Genomic DNA, 19,849 nt, shown 5'->3' on the forward strand with positions numbered 1-19,849 from the left:
AATTAGATTTTAATTTATTTTTCCTAATAAATAATAATAATTCATTAAGTATTACCATTATCTATACAACATAAAAAAAGTGTCTATAAAATAATTTCGGTAATAACAACTTTGCTTCACAACACAAATTGAACTCAGAAAATACTTATTTGCCTTTCATAATATTTCCCACAAAACTAAATTAGGATAACAGGGTGTATATGATTAATTTTGCGTAATCCGGCCAACGAGGGTATCAGATGCTAAGCATCTGGGGTAGCAAAATTAATCATATACACCGAGTTATCCTTGAATATATAAATTGAGTCATTATGAAAGCTTTTATAAGCACTTTCTGAGTTCCCAACAAACTACAGAGCAAAGCATCCTACTCCGTTAAATGTTAACATATAGGCTCCCTTGAAGGTTTTCCCGAACTTCTGGGATATTGATTTGGAGTATGATTGGTCTTTTTTATTACAATCAGAGATCTTTCCATATCGGTATTGGGTAGCTGGAATTGTTCTACTTTCTCAAGGGTTCCACCTAAAATATGAATTGCTTTTTTCGATTCTTTCACTTCAGAATCAATATTACCAGCTTTATAAGGAATAAAATAGCCATTTACTTTAACGTAAGGCAGGCAATACTCAGATAAGGTAGATAATTTGGCTACTGCCCTGGAAACACACAAATCATAGTTTTCTCTGTAATGTGAGTCTTTCCCATAATCTTCAGCACGTCCATGTATTGCTGTAATATTAGTTAATTTTAATTGGTTAATTACATCATTTAAGAAATTAACACGCTTATTTAAAGAATCCAATAAGGTTATATTCCAGTTGGGAAATGCAATTTTTAATGGTATTCCAGGAAAACCTGCACCGGTACCCAAATCGATTACCTTAATATTTTCTTTACTTTCATACACCTTAGTAATAGAAAGGCTGTCAATGAAATGTTTATGGATAACTTCTTCGTATTCTGTAATTGCTGTAAGATTCATTACTTTATTACGTTCTATTAAAATTTCATAATATGTCATAAATTGCTGAATTTGCGTATCTGATAATGTTAAGTCCAGTGTATTTAACAAATCAGTAAAAACTGAGATATCATACATAATTGCCTCCAAAAACCCTTATACTTTACTTCTTCTTAAATGCTCCAAGTATACCAACAATACGGATATATCTGCGGGAGAAACGCCGGATATTCTAGAGGCTTGTCCTACAGATATAGGTTTGATTTTATCAAGTTTTTGTTTTGCCTCTATTCTAAGGCTTGGAACTTCATAATAATCCAAATCTTCCGGTATTTTTTTATTCTCCAGCTTTTTATATTGTTCTACTTGTCTTAATTGTCTTTGTATATAACCATCATACTTTATATTAATATTTACTTGCTCTATTACATCTTTAGGTAATTCAGGCCTGCTTTTATCTATTGGTGCAAGGATTTCATAACTTAACTCCGGTCTTCTGATCAATTCTGCTAATGTTGTACCGGTTTTTAATAATGTACTTTCATGTTTCATTAATAAATCCTGAACTTCTTTATTGGCCCCGATTGGTGTATTATTTAATCTTTCAATTTCCTTATTAATGGATGTTTCTTTTTGAACTACTTTTTGATATCTTTCTTCATCAATCAGCCCAACCTTATAACCTATCTTAGTTAACCTAATATCAGCATTATCCTGTCTTAAAATTAACCGGTATTCTGCTCTTGAGGTCATCATACGGTAAGGTTCATGTGTTTCTTTTGTTACCAAATCATCTATTAATACTCCAATATAAGCCTCTGACCGATCCAAGACAATTTGCTCTTTTCCTAATAACTTCATACTTACATTAATACCAGCTATTAAACCTTGAGCTGCAGCTTCTTCGTAACCAGAACTTCCATTAAATTGACCGCCGCTAAATAGTCCTTCTATTTTCATAAACTCTAAAGTTGGTTTTAATTGCATTGGATTAATACAGTCATATTCAATTGCATAAGCATTTCGGACAATTTTTACATTTTCAAGTCCGGAAACACTGCGGTACATTTCATATTGGACATCTTCCGGTAATGAACTGGACATTCCTCCAACATACATTTCATTGGTATAATTACCTTCCGGTTCAATGAAAACCTGATGCCTGTCTTTGTCCGCAAATTTAACAACTTTATCTTCAATAGATGGGCAGTATCTTGGGCCAGTACCTTTAATATTACCAGAGTACAAAGGTGATCTGTGTATATTATTTCGAATTATTTCATGAGTTTTTTCATTGGTGTAAGTAAGCCAGCAGGAAACTTGTTCTTTCCTTATCTCTTCCGGATTGGTAGTAAAAGAAAATGGTACAATTTCTTCATCACCAAATTGTTCTTCCATCTTACTAAAATCTATGGATCTTTTATCAATTCTTGCAGGAGTACCGGTTTTAAAACGGTACATTTCTATTCCCAATGCTTTTAAAGATTCTGTCAAATGATTGGCAGACTGTAATCCATTAGGCCCTGTATAATTACTTACCTCACCATATACACATCTTGCTTTTAAATAAGTACCTGTACACAAAATAACTGCCTTACATGGATAAATTCCACCCGAAAATGTTTTTATCCCCGAAACCTTGTTATTTTCCGTTAAGATTTCCACAACTTCAGCTTGCTTTAAAGTTAAATTTGGGGTATTTTCTAATATTTTTCTCATTGACCTGCTGTAATCCTCTTTATCTGCCTGGGCTCTTAAAGAATGAACAGCCGGTCCTTTTGATCCGTTTAACATTTTGGATTGAATAAAGGTTTTATCAATATTCTTACCCATTTCTCCGCCTAATGCATCTATTTCACGAACCAGATGTCCCTTTGATGTTCCACCGATATTAGGGTTACATGGCATTAATGCAATACTATCCGTGCTGATAGTAACTATTAAGGTATTTAATGATAATCTTGCACATGCTAGTGCAGCTTCACATCCAGCATGACCTGCACCCACAACTACAACATCATATGACTCATAAGTATATGACATTCTTTACTCCTCTTTTCTAATCTTAAAAATTAATACTTATCCTATATATATCTTTTCTTTACCCGTGTATAAGGTATTATTCTTTAATACACATACATAAAAAATCTATTTACCCATACAGAATTTACAAAAGATTGTATTTACCAGATCTTCATCCACAGCTTCTCCTAATATTTCTCCCAGAACTTTATATGCATTCATCATATCAATTGAGAAGAAATCTTCCGGCATGCCATCCTCAATACTTTGATTTACCATAAGTAAGCTATTTTTACTTTCCATTATAGCTTCTTTATGTCTTATATTTGTAATATATATTTCATTGTTTAAATCAATCTTTCCTTGAAAATACATATCTGTAATCCATTTTTCCAATTTATCAATGCCCATGTTTTCTTTTGCAGATATTTGTATAATATCCTTACCTGTTAAAGTTTCCATCTCTTTTGGATCAATAACCATGTTTAAATCAGTTTTATTTAATAAAATAATAGCTTTTCTATTTTTAATAAAATCTATAATTAAATGATCATTTCCATCCAAATTAGTGGAGGCATCCATTACATATATAATTAAGTCTGCATCCTCTGCAGATTTCATAGCTTTCTCAACACCTATTTTTTCAACAATATCCTCTGTATTTCGAATGCCTGCAGTATCTATAACATTCAAACATATACCGCCTATTTGAATGGTTTCTTCCAAGGTATCTCTAGTAGTACCTGCAATATCGGTTACAATTGCCCTATCAGTACCCACTAATACATTCAGTAAGGAGGACTTTCCGGCATTTGGCTTACCAAGGATAACCGTTTTAATACCTTCCTTTAATAAACGTCCATTATCGGAAGACTTTAATAACTTATCAAGTTCAATAACATTAACCTCAATATGTTTAGCTAATTCATTGCTAAAATCATCAAGAGTAATGTGTTCCGGATCATCAAGTGCAGCTTCAATAAAAGCAATATCATCTATAATACTTTGACGAATGTCTTTTATTTTATCTAATACATTGCCTCTTAACTGGTTCAGAGAATTCTTTAAAGCATATTCACTTTTAGCATTAATAATATCACTTACCGCTTCTGCCTGTGATAAATCTATTCTTCCGTTTAAAAATGCACGCTTAGTAAATTCACCGGGATCCGCAAGCCTGGCACCATATTTTAAAACGGTTTCTAATATTTTCTTGGTTACTACAATACCCCCATGACAGTCTATTTCAACAACATCTTCCTTAGTATAGGTATGAGGACTTCTCATAAGCAGTACCATAACTTCATCTATAACCGTATCCCCATCGGCTATATAGCCATAATGGACGGTATGGCTGCTGCAATCTGATAGCTTTTTGCCTTTTTTTGATTTATAAATTTTATCAATAATTGAAAATGCCTCATCACCACTGATCCGAATAATGCTGATTCCCCCATTACTAACTGCAGTAGCAATTGCAGCTATGGTATCGGTTTTCATCTATATCAACCCTTTCTAAGAGCGAATACTCTAATCAACTATATATTAAATGTAATTATTTTTGTAATTTTTACTTTATAGTGAACATAAAATAACGTAAAAATTATAATACGAAAAGATAAAAATTGCTATATGAAAATAAAAACATTTTAGAAAAGAGTGTATCAAAGCATAATACTTTCAATACACCCTTTTTAAAAAACTATATCATTTTATTCTTCTTCACTATTTCCATGGCTTAATTCTCTGTTTTTTTGAAAATTTTGATTGTATTCTCTGTTCTTTTGAGAATTCTGATAACGGTCGCCATAAGAATATTTACTCTTGTTATGCTTATATTCCTTATTTGCAAAGCCCTTCTTTAAAGTTACTACTACTTTTCTATAAGGTTCTTCTCCTTCACTATGAGTTTCCACATATTTATCATTTTGAAGTGCAGAGTGAATAATTCTTCTTTCATAAGGATTCATTGGCTCTAAAGACACTTGTTTTTTAGTTCTCTTTACTTTAAAAGCAATATTTCTTGCTAAATTTTCAAGAGTTTCTTTCCTTCTATTTCTATAATCTTCAGTATCTAATTTGATTTTTAGATAATTTTCACTATCTTTATTCACTACTAAACTAACCAAATATTGCAGAGAATCTAAAGTTTGTCCTCTTTTTCCAATAAGAACACCCATTTCTTCTCCTTCTATATTGATATCTAAGGTGGAATTTTCTTCATCTAACACAGTATCAATATTAGCCGTGATATTCATGGCATGAAATACTTTACCCAGAAACTCTTTTGCAATGCCATCAACAGTAGCTTTAACTCTTACTCGTATTTTAGCTGGCTTATTAAATAGACCTAAAAAGCCGCTGCTTTCCTTTTCAATTACTTCGTATTCCACATTATCACTGGTAGTTTTTAATTGAATCAATGCTTCTGTTAATGCCTCATCAACTGATTTTGCAGTAAAATCTAACCATTCCATACTATTTATCCCCCTTATTATTATTTCTGTTTTTTAGAAGATTCGCATAATCGGCAATACCGCCTGACTTATAAGATGTATCACTATTGCTTTTTGAGGAATCATAGTTCTTTTTTACAGAATTAGCATATCCTGATGTAGATTTATTTACCTGAGGTGCAGTATCAATGGACTTTGTTTGTTTCTTTGCTAACTCTTCAATAGAAGCATTGGGATTAATTCCTTTTCTTGCTCTCTTTTTCTTAGCTTTCATCTTATTTTTCTCTATTAAAGTATCAACATCAATTTTATCCATATGTTTATTAATAACTATTTGTTGAAGAATTGCAAATGCACTACCTGCAACCCAGTATAAACCAATACCCATAGGTAACATAACGCAGAATATACCGGACATAAGGGGCATTACCGTATTCATTGTTGACATGGAAGAAGCCATTGGGTTATCCTTGTCTGTAGGAGTATTAGCTGTCATTAATTTAGTTTGAAGAAATTGTAAACCTGCTGCAAGAACTGGAATTAATATACCAGGGAAAGAAAATCCTGGTTTATCTAGAATATTCAAACCGCCAATGAAACTGTTAATATGCATTATTTCACCAGATTTGCTAGCAATTAAATTCTGTATAGTAGGAAAATGTTCAGCCAGTTCTCCCCATTGTTCTGACGTGAATTTAGAAATAATATCAATAATATGATTAATGGACATAGGGCCACTTGCTATTTCTGTAAACTTAGTAGTACTTACACCAACTTCTGTAGCAGCCTTCGTCAGCACCTCAACATGACCTGGTATATCAACAATTCCATTTGCAATACCCTCATATAATTTATAAATATCGTTAACATATGCAGGTATATTTCTAATAACTGCATATAAAGCAAACATAATCGGTAATTGAATCAGTAATGGAAGACAGCCTGCTGTTGGACTTGCTCCATATTTTTCGTATACAGCCTGTGTTTCAAGCTGCATTTTCTGCATAGATTCCGGATCTCTTTTTCCTTTATATTTTGCATTTATCTTCGTTATCTCCGGATTCATTTTGGAAGATAATTTAGTATATTTTTGTTGTTTAATGGTAAGAGGAATCATTAAACCTCTTGTAATAAAAGTAAATAATATAATAACTAAACCAACATTTGCAATACCGAAGAAACTTAAGAATTCATATAAAGCATTCATTATCAATCCTAATATATATGAAATTGGGGCTAACATTCCGCCACTCTGCGTTAAAAATACACTATACAATTTTTTTTCCTCCTAAGATACCTTTTATTAGAACCGTATTTTCTAATATATAAATTTTATGGAACAGGATCGTACCCTCCCTTTGCAAAAGGATGACACCTAAGAACTCTCCGGACTGCCAAATAGGACCCTTTAAAAGCTCCATACTTTTCCAATGCTTGAATTGCATACAAAGAGCAGGTAGGAGTATATATACAACTTGATCTTACCTTAAGAGGAGAAATAAATCTTCTGTATAAATTTATCAAAAATATTAAAACTCGTTTTATCACGATTTTATCATCTCTTTTAAAATTTGGTGCATTTTTGCCAGATGCAGCAATGCACTGTTTATTTCTTGATAATTTTTTCCTCTTGCGCCTACTCTTGCAATAACAACTATGTCTAAACCACTATTAAACATATCTTCATTCAATCTGTAACTTTCCCGAATTAATCTTGTTACTCTGTGTCTTATAACACTATTTCCAACTTTTTTACTAACGGATATTCCAATTCGATTTTTATCTGTTTGATTTTCTAAAACATACATTATTAGATACTTATTGGCAAATGATTTACCACTATGGTAAATTTCTTTAAACTTTAAGTTGTTTTTTATCGATTCAAAAGATTTCAAATTTTTAGGCCCTTTCTACAAACAAAAGTTTAACTAAGAGAAGAAAAGGCCACAATAATGCGACCTAAGCTGATAATTTATGTCTTCCTTTTGCTCTTCTGCTTGCTAAAACTTTTCTACCGTTTGATGTACTCATTCTAGCTCTGAATCCATGAACCCTGGATCTTGATCTTTTTTTAGGTTGGAATGTCATTTTCATTCAGATGCACCTCCTTTATATATACCAAACCATATCGGGTAAGCGTATTTATTCTATTTTAATTAATTTAAAATATCATGTCTATTATATTCGCAAACTTCTCTCACGTCAAGTCTATATTTTTATATAAGCTACATAAGAAATACTTTGAATATATTAAACATAAATCTAACAATTTTGTTAACAAAAAAAATTAAAAACATTTCGTTAACATAAAGTTATCCACCAGTTGTTGATAAATTGTGGATAACTTGTTAAAATGGTGTTAATATTATATACAATAGTGAAAAATTATCCTTTTCCCTGCTTATATTTTTTGTTGTTTATAATCTTTATAACTTATACACACAATTGTTTATGTTTTATTTTAAACTGTGGATAAACCGAATTTAAAACCCATGATTTTATAGATTTTAGTTGAAGTATCCACAATTTTGTTATAATATATATATTAGGTATGTACGAAATTTTATATTAGGGAGATTAAGGTAATGAATGAAATACAAGATAAATGGGATGAAATACTGGAATATCTTAAAATTGAACATTGTGTAACGGATGTATCTTTTAAAACTTGGCTGCTTCCTTTAAAAGTATATTCCGTTGATGATAATTTAATTACAATTTCAATTGATGATAAAATGATTGGTCCTGACAGTAAAAATTTCATAAGCAGAAAGTATGGCGTTCCTTTAAAGGTAGCGATTTCAGAGATTATGAACCATAATTATAACATAGAATTCGTTTTGAAAAGTCAATTAAAACCTGCAAATACTGCAACGGAGTCAGATAAGAAGAAGAATTCCACTAATAATAATTCTTGTTCTTTTTTAAATCCCAGATATACTTTTGACACTTTTGTTGTTGGTGCAAATAATAATTTGGCTCATGCTGCATCACTTGCGGTTGCCGAATCTCCTGCTGAAATATACAATCCCCTATTTATATATGGAGGAGTTGGTTTAGGTAAAACACACTTAATGCATTCTATTGCACATTATATATTGGAACAAAACCCACAAAGCAAAGTAATGTATGTTACCAGTGAAAAATTCACCAATGAATTAATTGAATCCATTCGTAATGTGAATACGACTCCTACTGAATTCAGAGAAAAGTACCGTAATATAGACGTCCTACTAATTGACGATATACAGTTTATAATAGGAAAAGAAAGTACCCAGGAAGAATTCTTCCATACTTTTAATACTTTACATGAATCCAAAAAACAAATCATAATCTCCAGTGATAAGCCACCAAAGGATATTCTTACATTGGAAGAACGTCTACGATCCCGGTTCGAATGGGGTTTAACAGTAGACATTCAACAGCCGGATTATGAAACAAGAATGGCCATTTTGAAAAAGAAAGAAGAACTGGATGGCTTACAAATTGATAATGAAGTTATGAAATATATTGCAACTAATATTAAATCAAACATTCGGGAATTAGAGGGTGCTTTAACAAAAATAGTTGCATTATCCCGATTAAAGAAAAAAGAAGTAAATGTAACATTGGCGGAAGAAGCATTAAAGGATTTAATATCTCCTGAAGATAAGAAGCAAGTTACACCGGAATTGATTATTGATGTAATTGCAGAACACTTCAATATAACATCAGCAGATATTTATTCTGTTAACAAGAGCCGGAATATTGCATTTCCAAGGCAGATTGCCATGTACTTGAGCCGTAAACTAACAGATTATTCTCTTGCGGAAATCGGTAAGCTTTTAGGCAATAGAGATCATACAACTGTACTTCATGGTATTGACAAAGTTGAAAAAACAATGAAAAAAGATTTAACCTTACAAAATACAATAGATGTATTAAATAAGAAGATAAACCCTTAAAAGTAATTTTAAGTATATAATATTTCTTCCACAACCTGTTGTTAACAGATTGTTATTTTTGTGTTAATTGCCATTGGATAACTATATATCTATATAGGTTTCCAATATCTGGGATCTGCATATTTTTTTTTCTTTACACATAGTTATCCTTCCAGTAAATACTTAGGCTTTAAGGGATAAGACCACTTATACACAAATTAACAGCCCCTATTACTACTGCTACTAAATGTTAATATATATATCTTTACATACAAATTCGAAGGGAGTTATACACAATTATGAAGATTGTTTGTTCCAAAGGCGACTTATTAAATAGTGTTAATATTGTATTAAAAGCAGTTCCTACAAGAACTACTATGCCTATATTAGAATGTATAGTTATTGAAGTTAAAAATGAATCCATTAAATTAATAGCAAATGATATGGAATTGGGAATTGAAACTTTAGTAAAGGGAACCATAGAAGACTCCGGAATCATAGCAATCAATGCTAAAGTTTTTTCTGAAATTGTTAGGAAACTACCGGATAATGATGTTTCTATTGAAACAGATGCTAATAATATGGCAACTATAATATGTGAAAAATCAAAATTTACAATTTCAGGAAGAAACGCCGATGAGTTTCCATTTTTACCTAATGTAGATAAAAAAGATCCAGTTGTTTTATCTCAATTTAATTTAAAAGAAGTGATAAGACAAACTGTATTCTCCATTTCTGATAATGAAAGCAATAAAATTATGACTGGCGAATTATTTGAAATCAATAATGATAAACTGAGAGTGATATCTTTAGACGGTCATAGAGTATCTATTAGAAAAATTATGCTAAATAATCAATATGAGCATATAAAAGTAATTGTTCCAGGGAAAACTTTAATTGAAGTAAGTAAAATTTTATCAGGTGAAGTTGCTGACGAAGTAAATATATATTTTACAGATAAACATATAATTTTTGAATTTGATGATACCATTGTGCTATCCCGTTTAATTGAGGGAGAATATTACAAAATTGATCAGATGTTATCCAGTGATTATGAAACAAAAGTAAATATTAATAAAAAAGAGCTATTAAACTGTATTGACAGATCTACCCTTTTAGTTAAAGAAACAGATAAGAAGCCTATTATTATTAATATTGATGATAAAAAAATGGAATTAAAAATTAATTCTGCTATTGGTTCCATGGATGAAGAAATTGACATTACAAAAGAGGGTAAAGATATACTGATTGGATTTAATCCAAAATTTCTAATTGATGCTTTGAGAGTTATTGATGATGAAGAGGTTGACATTTACTTAATCAATCCGAAAGCACCATGTTTTATAAAAGATAAAGAAGAATCTTATATTTATTTAATTCTGCCGGTTAATTTTAATGCTGCAGTATAAAATTAAATAATTTTTTTTGGATTGCGAAAAGAGACATTGTTTAAAGGTTGAAAGAAAATTAATACAGAAAGAATACCACGATGTGATATGCAATGGGTGCAAAGATGGAAATCATAAAATTGAGAGAAGAATATATAAAATTAGGGCAGGCCTTGAAAGCTGCTGGTCTGGTAGAATCCGGTGTAGATGCTAAATTTGTGATACAAGATGGTTTAGTAAAAGTAAACGGAAGTGTGGAATTACAAAGAGGCAAAAAATTATACTCCGGTGATACAGTAGAGTATAATAATCAAACAATAAGAATTGAAAAATAATAGATAGTTGGTGCATTTATGTTTATAAAATCTCTTGAACTGCAAGATTACAGAAACTATGATAGTCTTTCTATGGAATTTCATAACGGTATTAATATTTTGTATGGAGATAATGCACAGGGAAAAACTAACATTTTGGAAGCTATCTATATATCCGGAACAACAAAATCTCACAGAGGAAGCAAAGATAAAGAAATTATAAAGCTGGGCAAAGATCAGGCTCATATCAGAACTTTTGTTGAACGGGATAATGTTCAGCACAAAATAGATATGCATTTGAAAAAAAATAAACCCAAAGGTGTAGCAATAGACGGAATACCAATTAAAAAGTCCAGTGAATTATTTGGTATTCTTAATTTAATATTTTTTTCTCCGGAAGATTTATCCATTATCAAGAATGGCCCATCGGAAAGAAGAAGATTTATTGATTTAGAATTATGCCAATTAGATAAAGTATATCTCCATAATTTATCTAATTATAACAAAGTGATTACTCAAAGAAATAATTTATTAAAGCAAATCAGTTTTAATAACCAATTAATGGATACACTTAGTATATGGGATATTCAGCTGGTAAAATACGGAACTGAGGTAATGAAAAGAAGAGATCTTTTTTTAAGACAGTTAAATGAAATTGTCTACCACATACATAGTAAATTATCTGGTGGTAAAGAAGAATTATTTATAAAGTATGAACCTAATGTAAACGTAGAAGAGTATAGTAAAAAGTTAGGTAATTCAGTAAGCAGAGATGTGGCTCAAAAGATTACCAGTGTTGGACCTCATCGGGATGATATATGTTTCTTAATTGGTTCCATTGATATTCGTAAATTTGGTTCCCAGGGTCAGCAAAGAACATCTGCTTTATCTTTAAAACTGGCGGAACTGGAATTAGTTAAGAATATGACTCATGATAATCCCGTTTTATTATTAGATGATGTATTGTCTGAATTAGACAGAAAGCGTCAAAATTATTTGCTTAATAGTATTCATGATATTCAAACCATTATTACTTGTACAGGTTTAGAAGAATTCATTGCAAATAGATTGAATTATGATAATATTTATAAAGTGGTAAATGGAACAGTAACAAATGAGGATAGTTAATCCATAGAAAATCAGGAGGCAATATATGAATGCAGAATACGGTGCGGATCAAATCCAGATATTAGAAGGTTTGGAAGCTGTTAGAAAAAGACCAGGTATGTATATCGGCAGTACTGCAGCAAAAGGTTTACATCACTTGGTTTATGAAATAGTGGATAATGCAGTAGACGAAGCTTTGGCTGGATTTTGTGATACAATAACAGTAACCATTAATAAAGATAATTCCATAACAGTAACCGATAATGGACGTGGTATTCCAGTTGGAATTAACCATAAAGCCGGTAAACCTGCTGTAGAAGTTGTCTTTACTATTTTGCATGCCGGTGGAAAATTTGGCGGCGGAGGATATAAGGTTTCCGGTGGTTTACATGGTGTTGGTGCATCTGTAGTTAATGCACTGTCAGAGTGGCTGGAAGTATATGTTCATTTAGACGGTAAAATTCATAAACAAAGATATGAGAGAGGAAAGGTAATGGGTCCTCTTGAAGTGATAGGTGAAACAGATATTACCGGAACAAAAGTTATATTCTTACCGGATAAAGATATATTTGAAGAAACCGTTTTTGATTATGATACTTTAAAACAAAGATTAAGGGAAATGGCTTTCCTCACAAAGAATCTAAAAATTGTCTTAGAAGATGACAGAGTAGAACCTACAGTAGTAAAAGAATTTCACTATGCCGGAGGAATTAAAGAATATGTGGAATATTTAAACAGGCATAAAGATCCTCTATATTCTGAAATTTTATACTGCGAAGGTAAAAAGGATGATGTATATGTTGAAGTTGCCTTGCAGCACAACAATTCTTATACAGAAGGATGCTATAGTTTTGTAAATAACATTACCACACCGGAAGGGGGTACTCACCTTGCCGGTTTTAAGAATGCTTTGACAAAGACCTTTAACGATTATGCAAGAGGACAGAAGTATTTAAAGGACAATGAACAGAACTTAGTGGGTGAAGATATTCGTGAAGGATTAACTGCAATTATCAGTATTAAGATATCTGATCCCCAATTTGAAGGACAAACAAAGCAAAAATTAGGAAACAGTGAAGCACGTGGTGCCGTTGATAGTATTGTAAGTGAACAATTAACTTACTTTTTAGAGCAAAATCCTAGTGTTGCAAAAATAATTTGTGAAAAAGCAATTTTAGCACAAAGAGCCAGAGATGCAGCAAGAAAAGCAAGAGATCTAACAAGAAGAAAAACTGCTCTGGAAGGACTTAGTCTTCCTGGAAAACTTGCAGACTGTTCTGACAAAGATCCTAAAAATTGTGAAATATATATAGTTGAGGGTGATTCTGCCGGCGGTTCTGCAAAGACTGCCCGGTCAAGAGCAACTCAGGCTATTTTACCATTAAGGGGTAAAATATTAAATGTTGAAAAATCAAGACTTGATAAAATATTAGTAAACAACGAAATAAAAGCTATGATAACTGCTTTTGGTACAGGTATATCAGACGATTTCGACATTTCAAAATTAAGATATCATAAAATTATTATTATGACAGATGCAGATGTAGATGGTGCACATATTAGTACATTATTGCTTACATTCCTGTATCGCTTTATGCCGGAATTAATTAAACAGGGACATGTTTACCTGGCTCAGCCGCCTTTATATAAAATTGAAAAAAACAAGATGTTAAAATATGTATATAGTGATGATGAACTGGACCGTGTGTTAACGGAATGGGGAAGAGACGGCAATAATAAAATCCAACGTTATAAAGGCCTTGGGGAAATGGATGCAGATCAGCTTTGGGAAACAACTATGGATCCGGAAAGAAGAGTCCTTCTTCGTGTAACCATTGACGAAGAAGAATCCTCGGAAATTGACATGACCTTTACCACTTTAATGGGTGATAAAGTTGAACCAAGACGTGAATTCATTGAAGCAAATGCTAAGTATGTTAAGAATTTAGATATTTAACTTCAATATAGTCTCAGTTTGTTGATAAAAGTTATGTTTTTAGATATATATGTGAATTAAATTAACGTGTAAAACATCATATTTGTAAAATGCAGTAAAAATCGAAAAATTTCAAAAAAATCTCCATCTTCGCCTTCGGCGAAGATGGTTTATAAGACAAACAAGTTTGACGATTGGATAGATGGAGGAAAATAAATGGACGAGAAAATCTTTGACAAAGTTCATGAGGTTGATCTGAAGAAGACAATGGAAACATCTTATATTGATTATGCCATGTCAGTTATCGCGGCCCGTGCACTTCCCGATGTAAGAGATGGTCTGAAACCGGTACAAAGAAGAATATTATATGCAATGATAGAATTAAACAATGGTCCTGACAAGCCACACCGTAAATGTGCGCGTATTGTCGGTGATACAATGGGTAAATACCACCCTCATGGTGATAGTTCTATTTACGAAGCATTGGTAAAATTAGCACAGGATTTCTCAACAAGATATCCATTAATAGATGGTCACGGCAATTTTGGTTCTGTTGATGGTGATGGAGCTGCGGCTATGCGTTATACGGAAGCCCGCTTAAGCAAAATATCTATGGAGATGCTGTCTGATATTAACAAGGATACCGTAGATTTTACTCCTAACTTTGATGAAACAGAGAAAGAACCAAGAGTACTTCCATCCAGATATCCCAATCTTTTAGTTAATGGTACTTCCGGTATTGCAGTTGGTATGGCAACTAACATTCCTCCCCATAACTTAAGGGAGATTAGTAATGCTGTCTTAAAATTAATTGATAACCGTATTGATGAAGACAGAGATACTTCCATGGAAGAACTATTAGAAATTGTAAAAGGACCGGATTTTCCAACTGGTGCTACTATTTTAGGAACCAGGGGAATTGAAGAGGCATATCGTACCGGACGTGGAAAAATTAAAGTACGCGCGGTTACGGATATTGAAGCAATGCCAAATGGTAAAAATCGTATTATTGTAACGGAATTACCATACATGGTTAATAAAGCAAGATTAATCGAAAAAATTGCTGAACTGATTAAAGATAAAAAAATAGATGGAATTACAGAATTAAGAGATGAATCCGATCGTACCGGTATGAGAATCTGTATTGAGCTTCGCCGGGATGTTAATGCAAATGTAATATTAAATCAATTATATAAACATACTCAGATGCAGGATACTTTCGGCGTTATTATGCTGGCTTTAGTCAACAATGAACCAAGGGTTCTAAATCTGCATGAAATGCTAAAATATTATATACAGCACCAGGAAGAAGTTGTAACAAGAAGAACCCAGTACGATTTAAATAAAGCAGAAGAAAGAGCCCATATATTACAAGGCTTACTAATTGCATTAGATAATATTGATGAAGTTATTAATATTATAAGATCATCTCAAAATGGTAGTATAGCAAAGACCAGATTAATTGAGAGATTTGCCTTGTCAGATGCCCAGGCTCAGGCAATTATTGATATGAGACTTCGTGCTTTAACAGGTCTTGAAAGAGAAAAACTGGAAAACGAGTTTGCAGAATTGACTGCAAAAATTGCGGAATACAAAGCTATCTTAGCCGATATTAAAAAATTACTTGGAGTAATTAAGGATGAGCTTATTATTATTCGGGATAAATACGGTGATGACAGAAGAACTGATATTGGATTTGATGAGTATGATATTTCCATGGAGGATTTAATTCCAAATGAAAATACAGTTATCGCAATGACACGATTAGGCTACATAAAGAGAATGACTGTGGATAATTTTAAGAGCCAGCATCGTGGCGGTAAAGGTATTAAGGGAATGCATACCATTGATGAAGACTTTATTGAAGAATTATTAATGACTTCAACCCATCATTATATCATGTTCTTTACCAACAAAGGCCGTGTATACCGTCTGAAAGCATATGAAATTCCTGAGTCCGGCAGAACTGCCAGAGGAACAGCAATTATTAACCTTCTTCAGTTAGTACCGGAAGAAAGAATAACAGCTATTATACCATTGAAAGAATATCAGGAAAATAAATTCTTATTTATGGCCACAAGAAAAGGTATCGTGAAAAAGACACCGATTAAAGATTATGAAAATATTCGTAAATCAGGATTACAGGCAATTAATCTAAGAGAAGATGATGAATTAATTGAAGTAAAAGCAACCAATAATCAAAAAGATATTATTTTAGTTACAAAACACGGGCAATGCATCCGCTTTAACGAAAGAGATGTAAGAGCAACGGGACGTACTTCCATGGGCGTAATCGGTATGAATCTGGAAGATAATGATGAAATCATTGGAATGCAGATTAATACACAAGGAGAATACCTGCTGTTTGTATCGGAATATGGTATGGGCAAACGTACTATGATTGATGAGTTCTCGGTACAAAGAAGAGGTGGAAAAGGCGTTAAGTGCTATAAGATTACGGAAAAAACAGGTTATGTCGTGGGTGTAAAAGCAGTAAGTGATGATAACGAAATTATGATCATTACCACGGAAGGTATTATAATCCGTTTAATGATAAATGATATTTCAAATTTAGGAAGAATTACTTCCGGTGTTAAACTAATTAATATGGACAATGATATTAAAGTTGCAAGCATTGCCAAAGTCAAAGAAAGCAATGAACAAAAATCAGATGAAGAAGTAATCAAACAATTGGAGCAAGAACTGGAAGAGTCTGAAATTGCAGGTGAAAGTATACCGGAAGAAGATTATGATTTTGAAGAGACAGATGATGAAATATTAAACGAAGATGAAAAATCTGATGAGGGCGAAAACATTTAATTTAAATTTAATCTCTGTTCTAGAAAATAATAATTAATCCATACTCTTTAAAATATTTTTATGGATTTAAGTCAATAGTTGAGGTGGGAATTCTTAGAATTCCACCTCTTTATTGTATTTGTGGATTATTAAAGAATAATACAGCTATTGTGTTAATGGAAGATTATTCGAATATACACTGTTTTATTAGTAAAATACTATTGAAGAATATTACATTAGTAGAGGATTATAAAAAATATAAGCTTATTATTTGTTAGTAAATGCACATAAAAGTGTATAAAATTAAAAAAATATAGAGTTTTGTGGATATACAATAATAAAAATAGGGATAAGGTAAATAAGACTTAATATTAGAGTATTTTAGAATGGAAAACTAATTTGCATAATAATAAATATTAATAACCAATATTTATTTACAGAAATGGATGGAAATAGTATTATGTATTTAAGAAAATTTCTGCAGCCATAAAGGATGGGAAAATAGGTTGAAAAAACTTTTACAACCTACAATTTGTGGAATCCACAAAATATCCATCGTTATTAAAAGGCGCTAAAGCGCTGGAATTGAGGTTAGGATGAGAACTATAAACACTGATACAATAACAGCAAACATAAAGGAAATGTGTGTTGAGGCCAATTATCAATTATCTGAGGATATGAAATGCGGTATCCATAAAGCCTATGATTCAGAATGTTCTTTTTTAGGAAAACAAATACTGGGCCAATTAAAAGAAAATATGGAAATTGCTAAAACAGAAAATATTCCAATATGTCAGGATACCGGAATGGCAGTTGTATTTATTAAATTAGGGCAGGATGTACATGTAGAAGGAGTATCATTAGAACAGGCAATCAACCAAGGAATAAGAGAAGGATATAAGGAAGGTTATTTAAGAAAATCCATAGTAGGAGATCCCCTGATCAGAAAAAATACGAATGATAATACTCCGGGTGTAATCCACTATGAGATAATTCAAGGTGACAAAATGGAAATTACAGTAGCTCCAAAGGGATTTGGCAGTGAAAATATGAGTAGAATATTTATGCTTAAACCTGCTGATGGCGCAGAAGGGGTTAAGAATGCAGTTTTAGAAACTGTAAAATTAGCAGGGCCTAATGCTTGTCCTCCAATGATAGTAGGTGTTGGTATTGGAGGGGATTTTGAAAAGTGTGCTATACTTGCTAAGAAAGCATTAACAAGAAATATTAACGAATATTCAGAAATTGACCATATAAAAAATCTTGAAATAGAATTATTGGATCAAATTAATAAATTAGGTATTGGGCCGGCAGGACTTGGGGGAACCAATACAGCCTTAGGGGTAAATATTGAAACCTATCCTACCCATATTGCCGGATTACCGGTAGCCGTTAATATTTGCTGTCATGTTAACCGTCATATAACAAGAATAATTTAAAAGGTACAAGATAAGTAAAGAAGGTAATTAAAAAAATGATATTTATCAAGAAAACTTTATCAAAAAGAATATTTTATCAACATATTTAAGAAAAAGTAATAGTAATTGTGGATAATAGATTTATTTTGGAGGCGGGACGTGGATAAGTATATTACAACACCATTAAATATAACTGCAATAAATAATTTAAATGCCGGTGATTATGTATATATTACCGGAACTATATATAGTGCCAGAGATGCTGCTCATAAAAGAATGTATGAAAGTATATTGAAAGGTGAAGAAATACCCTTTGATCTTAAAAATAGTATAGTATATTATCTTGGTCCTACTCCTGAAAGAGAAGGCCAGGTTATTGGATCGGCAGGTCCTACTACAAGCAGCCGAATGGATAAGTATACTCCATTGTTAATGGAGCATGGTTTAAAAGGAATGATAGGAAAAGGCAAAAGAAGTGTGGAAGTTATAGACAGCATTATAAAACACAAAGGAGTATATTTAGCAGCAGTAGGTGGCGCAGGAGCATTATTATCAAAAAAGATTATTCGTTCAAAAATAATCGGATATGAGGATTTAGGTACAGAAGCTATCAGAGAAATGTATGTAGAAAATTTTCCAACTATCGTAGTAGTAGATAGTAAAGGGAATAATTTATACGAAACAGCAGTAAAAGAATTTTCCTGCTAATGATTTTAGTATTAAGACTTAATAATTTTAAGAATATATATTCCATATTATTGTAATAATATAATAGAATGGAAATACCAACTCTAATATTATGCCTTAAATCTGTTTATATGCATGAAAGAACAGAAAAAAGTAAAATAGTTTCAGAAAGTTGTTGACAAATGTTTTTTCATTTGCTATACTAACTAATGCGTCTGACGGGAACGTCAGTAAGCTAATTAAATATGTGAATGATAATTCAGATATTGGAGAAATACTCAAGAGGCTGAAGAGGCGCCCCTGCTAAGGGTGTAGGTCGCTCACGCGGCGCGAGGGTTCAAATCCCTCTTTCTCCGTTTTGTTTTTTTCACATATTAAATAGTACGAAAACATCTAATGAATAAGGATGCATTTGATACTAAAAAAATAAAATAATTAAAAAAGTGCTTGACATTCCAACACTCGCATGATAGAATAGTTTCTGCTGACGTGAGGACAGGTAGTCAGCAAAAAACCTTGAACATTGATAACTGAACAGTGAAACAACCCTGAAAATTCTAATAAAATTTTCATATTATAGAAAAGCATTGAACTTGATTCAATGACTGATTTATAACGAACCGTATCTATTTGTTATAGGTACAACCTTAAAAACAGTAATGAATTAATAATTCATTGGATTTAACGTTTGTTTTAATTCTTAAAACAAGCCAATGTTAATTCTGAACGATTAAACTTTAATTTGAGAGTTTGATCCTGGCTCAGGATGAACGCTGGCGGCGTGCTTAACACATGCAAGTCGAACGGAGTTAATAAGCGGAAGTCTTCGGATGGA

Annotated in this window: 16 protein-coding genes, 1 tRNA gene and 1 rRNA gene; 10 read left to right on the plus strand and 8 right to left on the minus strand. The window is 32.1% G+C overall.

Annotated features, from left to right (window positions below):
* Nucleotides 1-382: 382 nt before the first annotated feature.
* The 8 genes from rsmG to rpmH all read right to left on the minus strand — a co-directional run bounded on the left by rsmG (nt 383) and on the right by rpmH (nt 7,536).
* Nucleotides 383-1,102 (minus strand): 16S rRNA (guanine(527)-N(7))-methyltransferase RsmG, encoded by a 720-nt coding sequence (gene rsmG / locus BM183_RS15780; RefSeq protein ID WP_091687838.1) that lies wholly within the window; start codon nt 1,100-1,102, stop codon nt 383-385.
* Nucleotides 1,103-1,120: 18 nt separating this feature from the next.
* Nucleotides 1,121-3,007, minus strand: a complete 1,887-nt coding sequence (gene mnmG, locus BM183_RS15785) for a tRNA uridine-5-carboxymethylaminomethyl(34) synthesis enzyme MnmG (protein ID WP_091687839.1) — start codon at nt 3,005-3,007, stop codon at nt 1,121-1,123.
* A gap of 105 nt (nt 3,008-3,112) precedes the next feature.
* Complete coding sequence (mnmE, locus tag BM183_RS15790; protein WP_091687840.1) at nt 3,113-4,486, minus strand: tRNA uridine-5-carboxymethylaminomethyl(34) synthesis GTPase MnmE; 1,374 nt, start codon at nt 4,484-4,486, stop codon at nt 3,113-3,115.
* Nucleotides 4,487-4,698: 212 nt separating this feature from the next.
* Nucleotides 4,699-5,463, minus strand: coding sequence for an RNA-binding cell elongation regulator Jag/EloR (jag, locus tag BM183_RS15795; RefSeq protein WP_091687841.1), 765 nt, complete (start codon nt 5,461-5,463; stop codon nt 4,699-4,701).
* Nucleotide 5,464: 1 nt separating this feature from the next.
* Nucleotides 5,465-6,718 (minus strand): YidC/Oxa1 family membrane protein insertase, encoded by a 1,254-nt coding sequence (locus tag BM183_RS15800; RefSeq protein WP_091687842.1) that lies wholly within the window; start codon nt 6,716-6,718, stop codon nt 5,465-5,467.
* A 56-nt stretch (nt 6,719-6,774) separates the two neighbouring features.
* The gene (gene yidD / locus BM183_RS15805; protein WP_207650155.1) at nt 6,775-6,987 is read right to left on the minus strand and encodes a membrane protein insertion efficiency factor YidD; all 213 of its coding nucleotides are present in this window, start codon (nt 6,985-6,987) and stop codon (nt 6,775-6,777) included.
* Nucleotides 6,987-7,337 (minus strand): ribonuclease P protein component, encoded by a 351-nt coding sequence (gene rnpA / locus BM183_RS15810; protein ID WP_091687844.1) that lies wholly within the window; start codon nt 7,335-7,337, stop codon nt 6,987-6,989. Before rnpA ends, yidD begins: the two co-directional genes overlap by 1 nt.
* 64 nt (nt 7,338-7,401) lie before the next feature.
* Complete coding sequence (gene rpmH / locus BM183_RS15815) at nt 7,402-7,536, minus strand: 50S ribosomal protein L34 (RefSeq protein WP_091687845.1); 135 nt, start codon at nt 7,534-7,536, stop codon at nt 7,402-7,404.
* Between the two features lie 491 nt (nt 7,537-8,027).
* On the opposite strand from rpmH, the gene dnaA reads away from it, so the two are divergent.
* The 10 genes from dnaA to BM183_RS15865 all read left to right on the plus strand — a co-directional run.
* Nucleotides 8,028-9,386, plus strand: a complete 1,359-nt coding sequence (gene dnaA, locus BM183_RS15820; RefSeq protein ID WP_091687846.1) for a chromosomal replication initiator protein DnaA — start codon at nt 8,028-8,030, stop codon at nt 9,384-9,386.
* A gap of 278 nt (nt 9,387-9,664) precedes the next feature.
* A complete protein-coding gene (gene dnaN / locus BM183_RS15825) occupies nt 9,665-10,774 on the plus strand; it encodes a DNA polymerase III subunit beta (RefSeq protein ID WP_091687847.1) in 1,110 nt (369 codons plus the stop codon).
* 104 nt (nt 10,775-10,878) lie between these two features.
* The gene (locus tag BM183_RS15830; RefSeq protein ID WP_091687855.1) at nt 10,879-11,088 is read left to right on the plus strand and encodes an RNA-binding S4 domain-containing protein; all 210 of its coding nucleotides are present in this window, start codon (nt 10,879-10,881) and stop codon (nt 11,086-11,088) included.
* 18 nt (nt 11,089-11,106) lie between these two features.
* The gene (recF, locus tag BM183_RS15835) at nt 11,107-12,195 is read left to right on the plus strand and encodes a DNA replication/repair protein RecF (RefSeq protein WP_091687848.1); all 1,089 of its coding nucleotides are present in this window, start codon (nt 11,107-11,109) and stop codon (nt 12,193-12,195) included.
* Nucleotides 12,196-12,220: 25 nt separating this feature from the next.
* Nucleotides 12,221-14,131, plus strand: coding sequence for a DNA topoisomerase (ATP-hydrolyzing) subunit B (gyrB, locus tag BM183_RS15840; RefSeq protein ID WP_091687849.1), 1,911 nt, complete (start codon nt 12,221-12,223; stop codon nt 14,129-14,131).
* Nucleotides 14,132-14,326: 195 nt separating this feature from the next.
* Nucleotides 14,327-16,930: a DNA gyrase subunit A gene (gene gyrA, locus BM183_RS15845; RefSeq protein ID WP_091687850.1), complete on the plus strand. Its 2,604-nt coding sequence runs from the start codon at nt 14,327-14,329 to the stop codon at nt 16,928-16,930.
* Nucleotides 16,931-17,505: 575 nt separating this feature from the next.
* Nucleotides 17,506-18,348, plus strand: a complete 843-nt coding sequence (locus tag BM183_RS15850) for a fumarate hydratase (RefSeq protein WP_091687851.1) — start codon at nt 17,506-17,508, stop codon at nt 18,346-18,348.
* Between the two features lie 138 nt (nt 18,349-18,486).
* Complete coding sequence (locus BM183_RS15855; protein ID WP_091687852.1) at nt 18,487-19,035, plus strand: Fe-S-containing hydro-lyase; 549 nt, start codon at nt 18,487-18,489, stop codon at nt 19,033-19,035.
* A gap of 247 nt (nt 19,036-19,282) precedes the next feature.
* Nucleotides 19,283-19,370 (plus strand) — tRNA-Ser (locus BM183_RS15860).
* A gap of 382 nt (nt 19,371-19,752) precedes the next feature.
* A 16S ribosomal RNA gene (locus tag BM183_RS15865) occupies nt 19,753-19,849 on the plus strand; the annotation flags it as partial.

The organism is Anaerocolumna aminovalerica, assembly GCF_900115365.1.
GTDB classification, from domain to species: Bacteria; Bacillota; Clostridia; order Lachnospirales; family Lachnospiraceae; genus Anaerocolumna; species Anaerocolumna aminovalerica.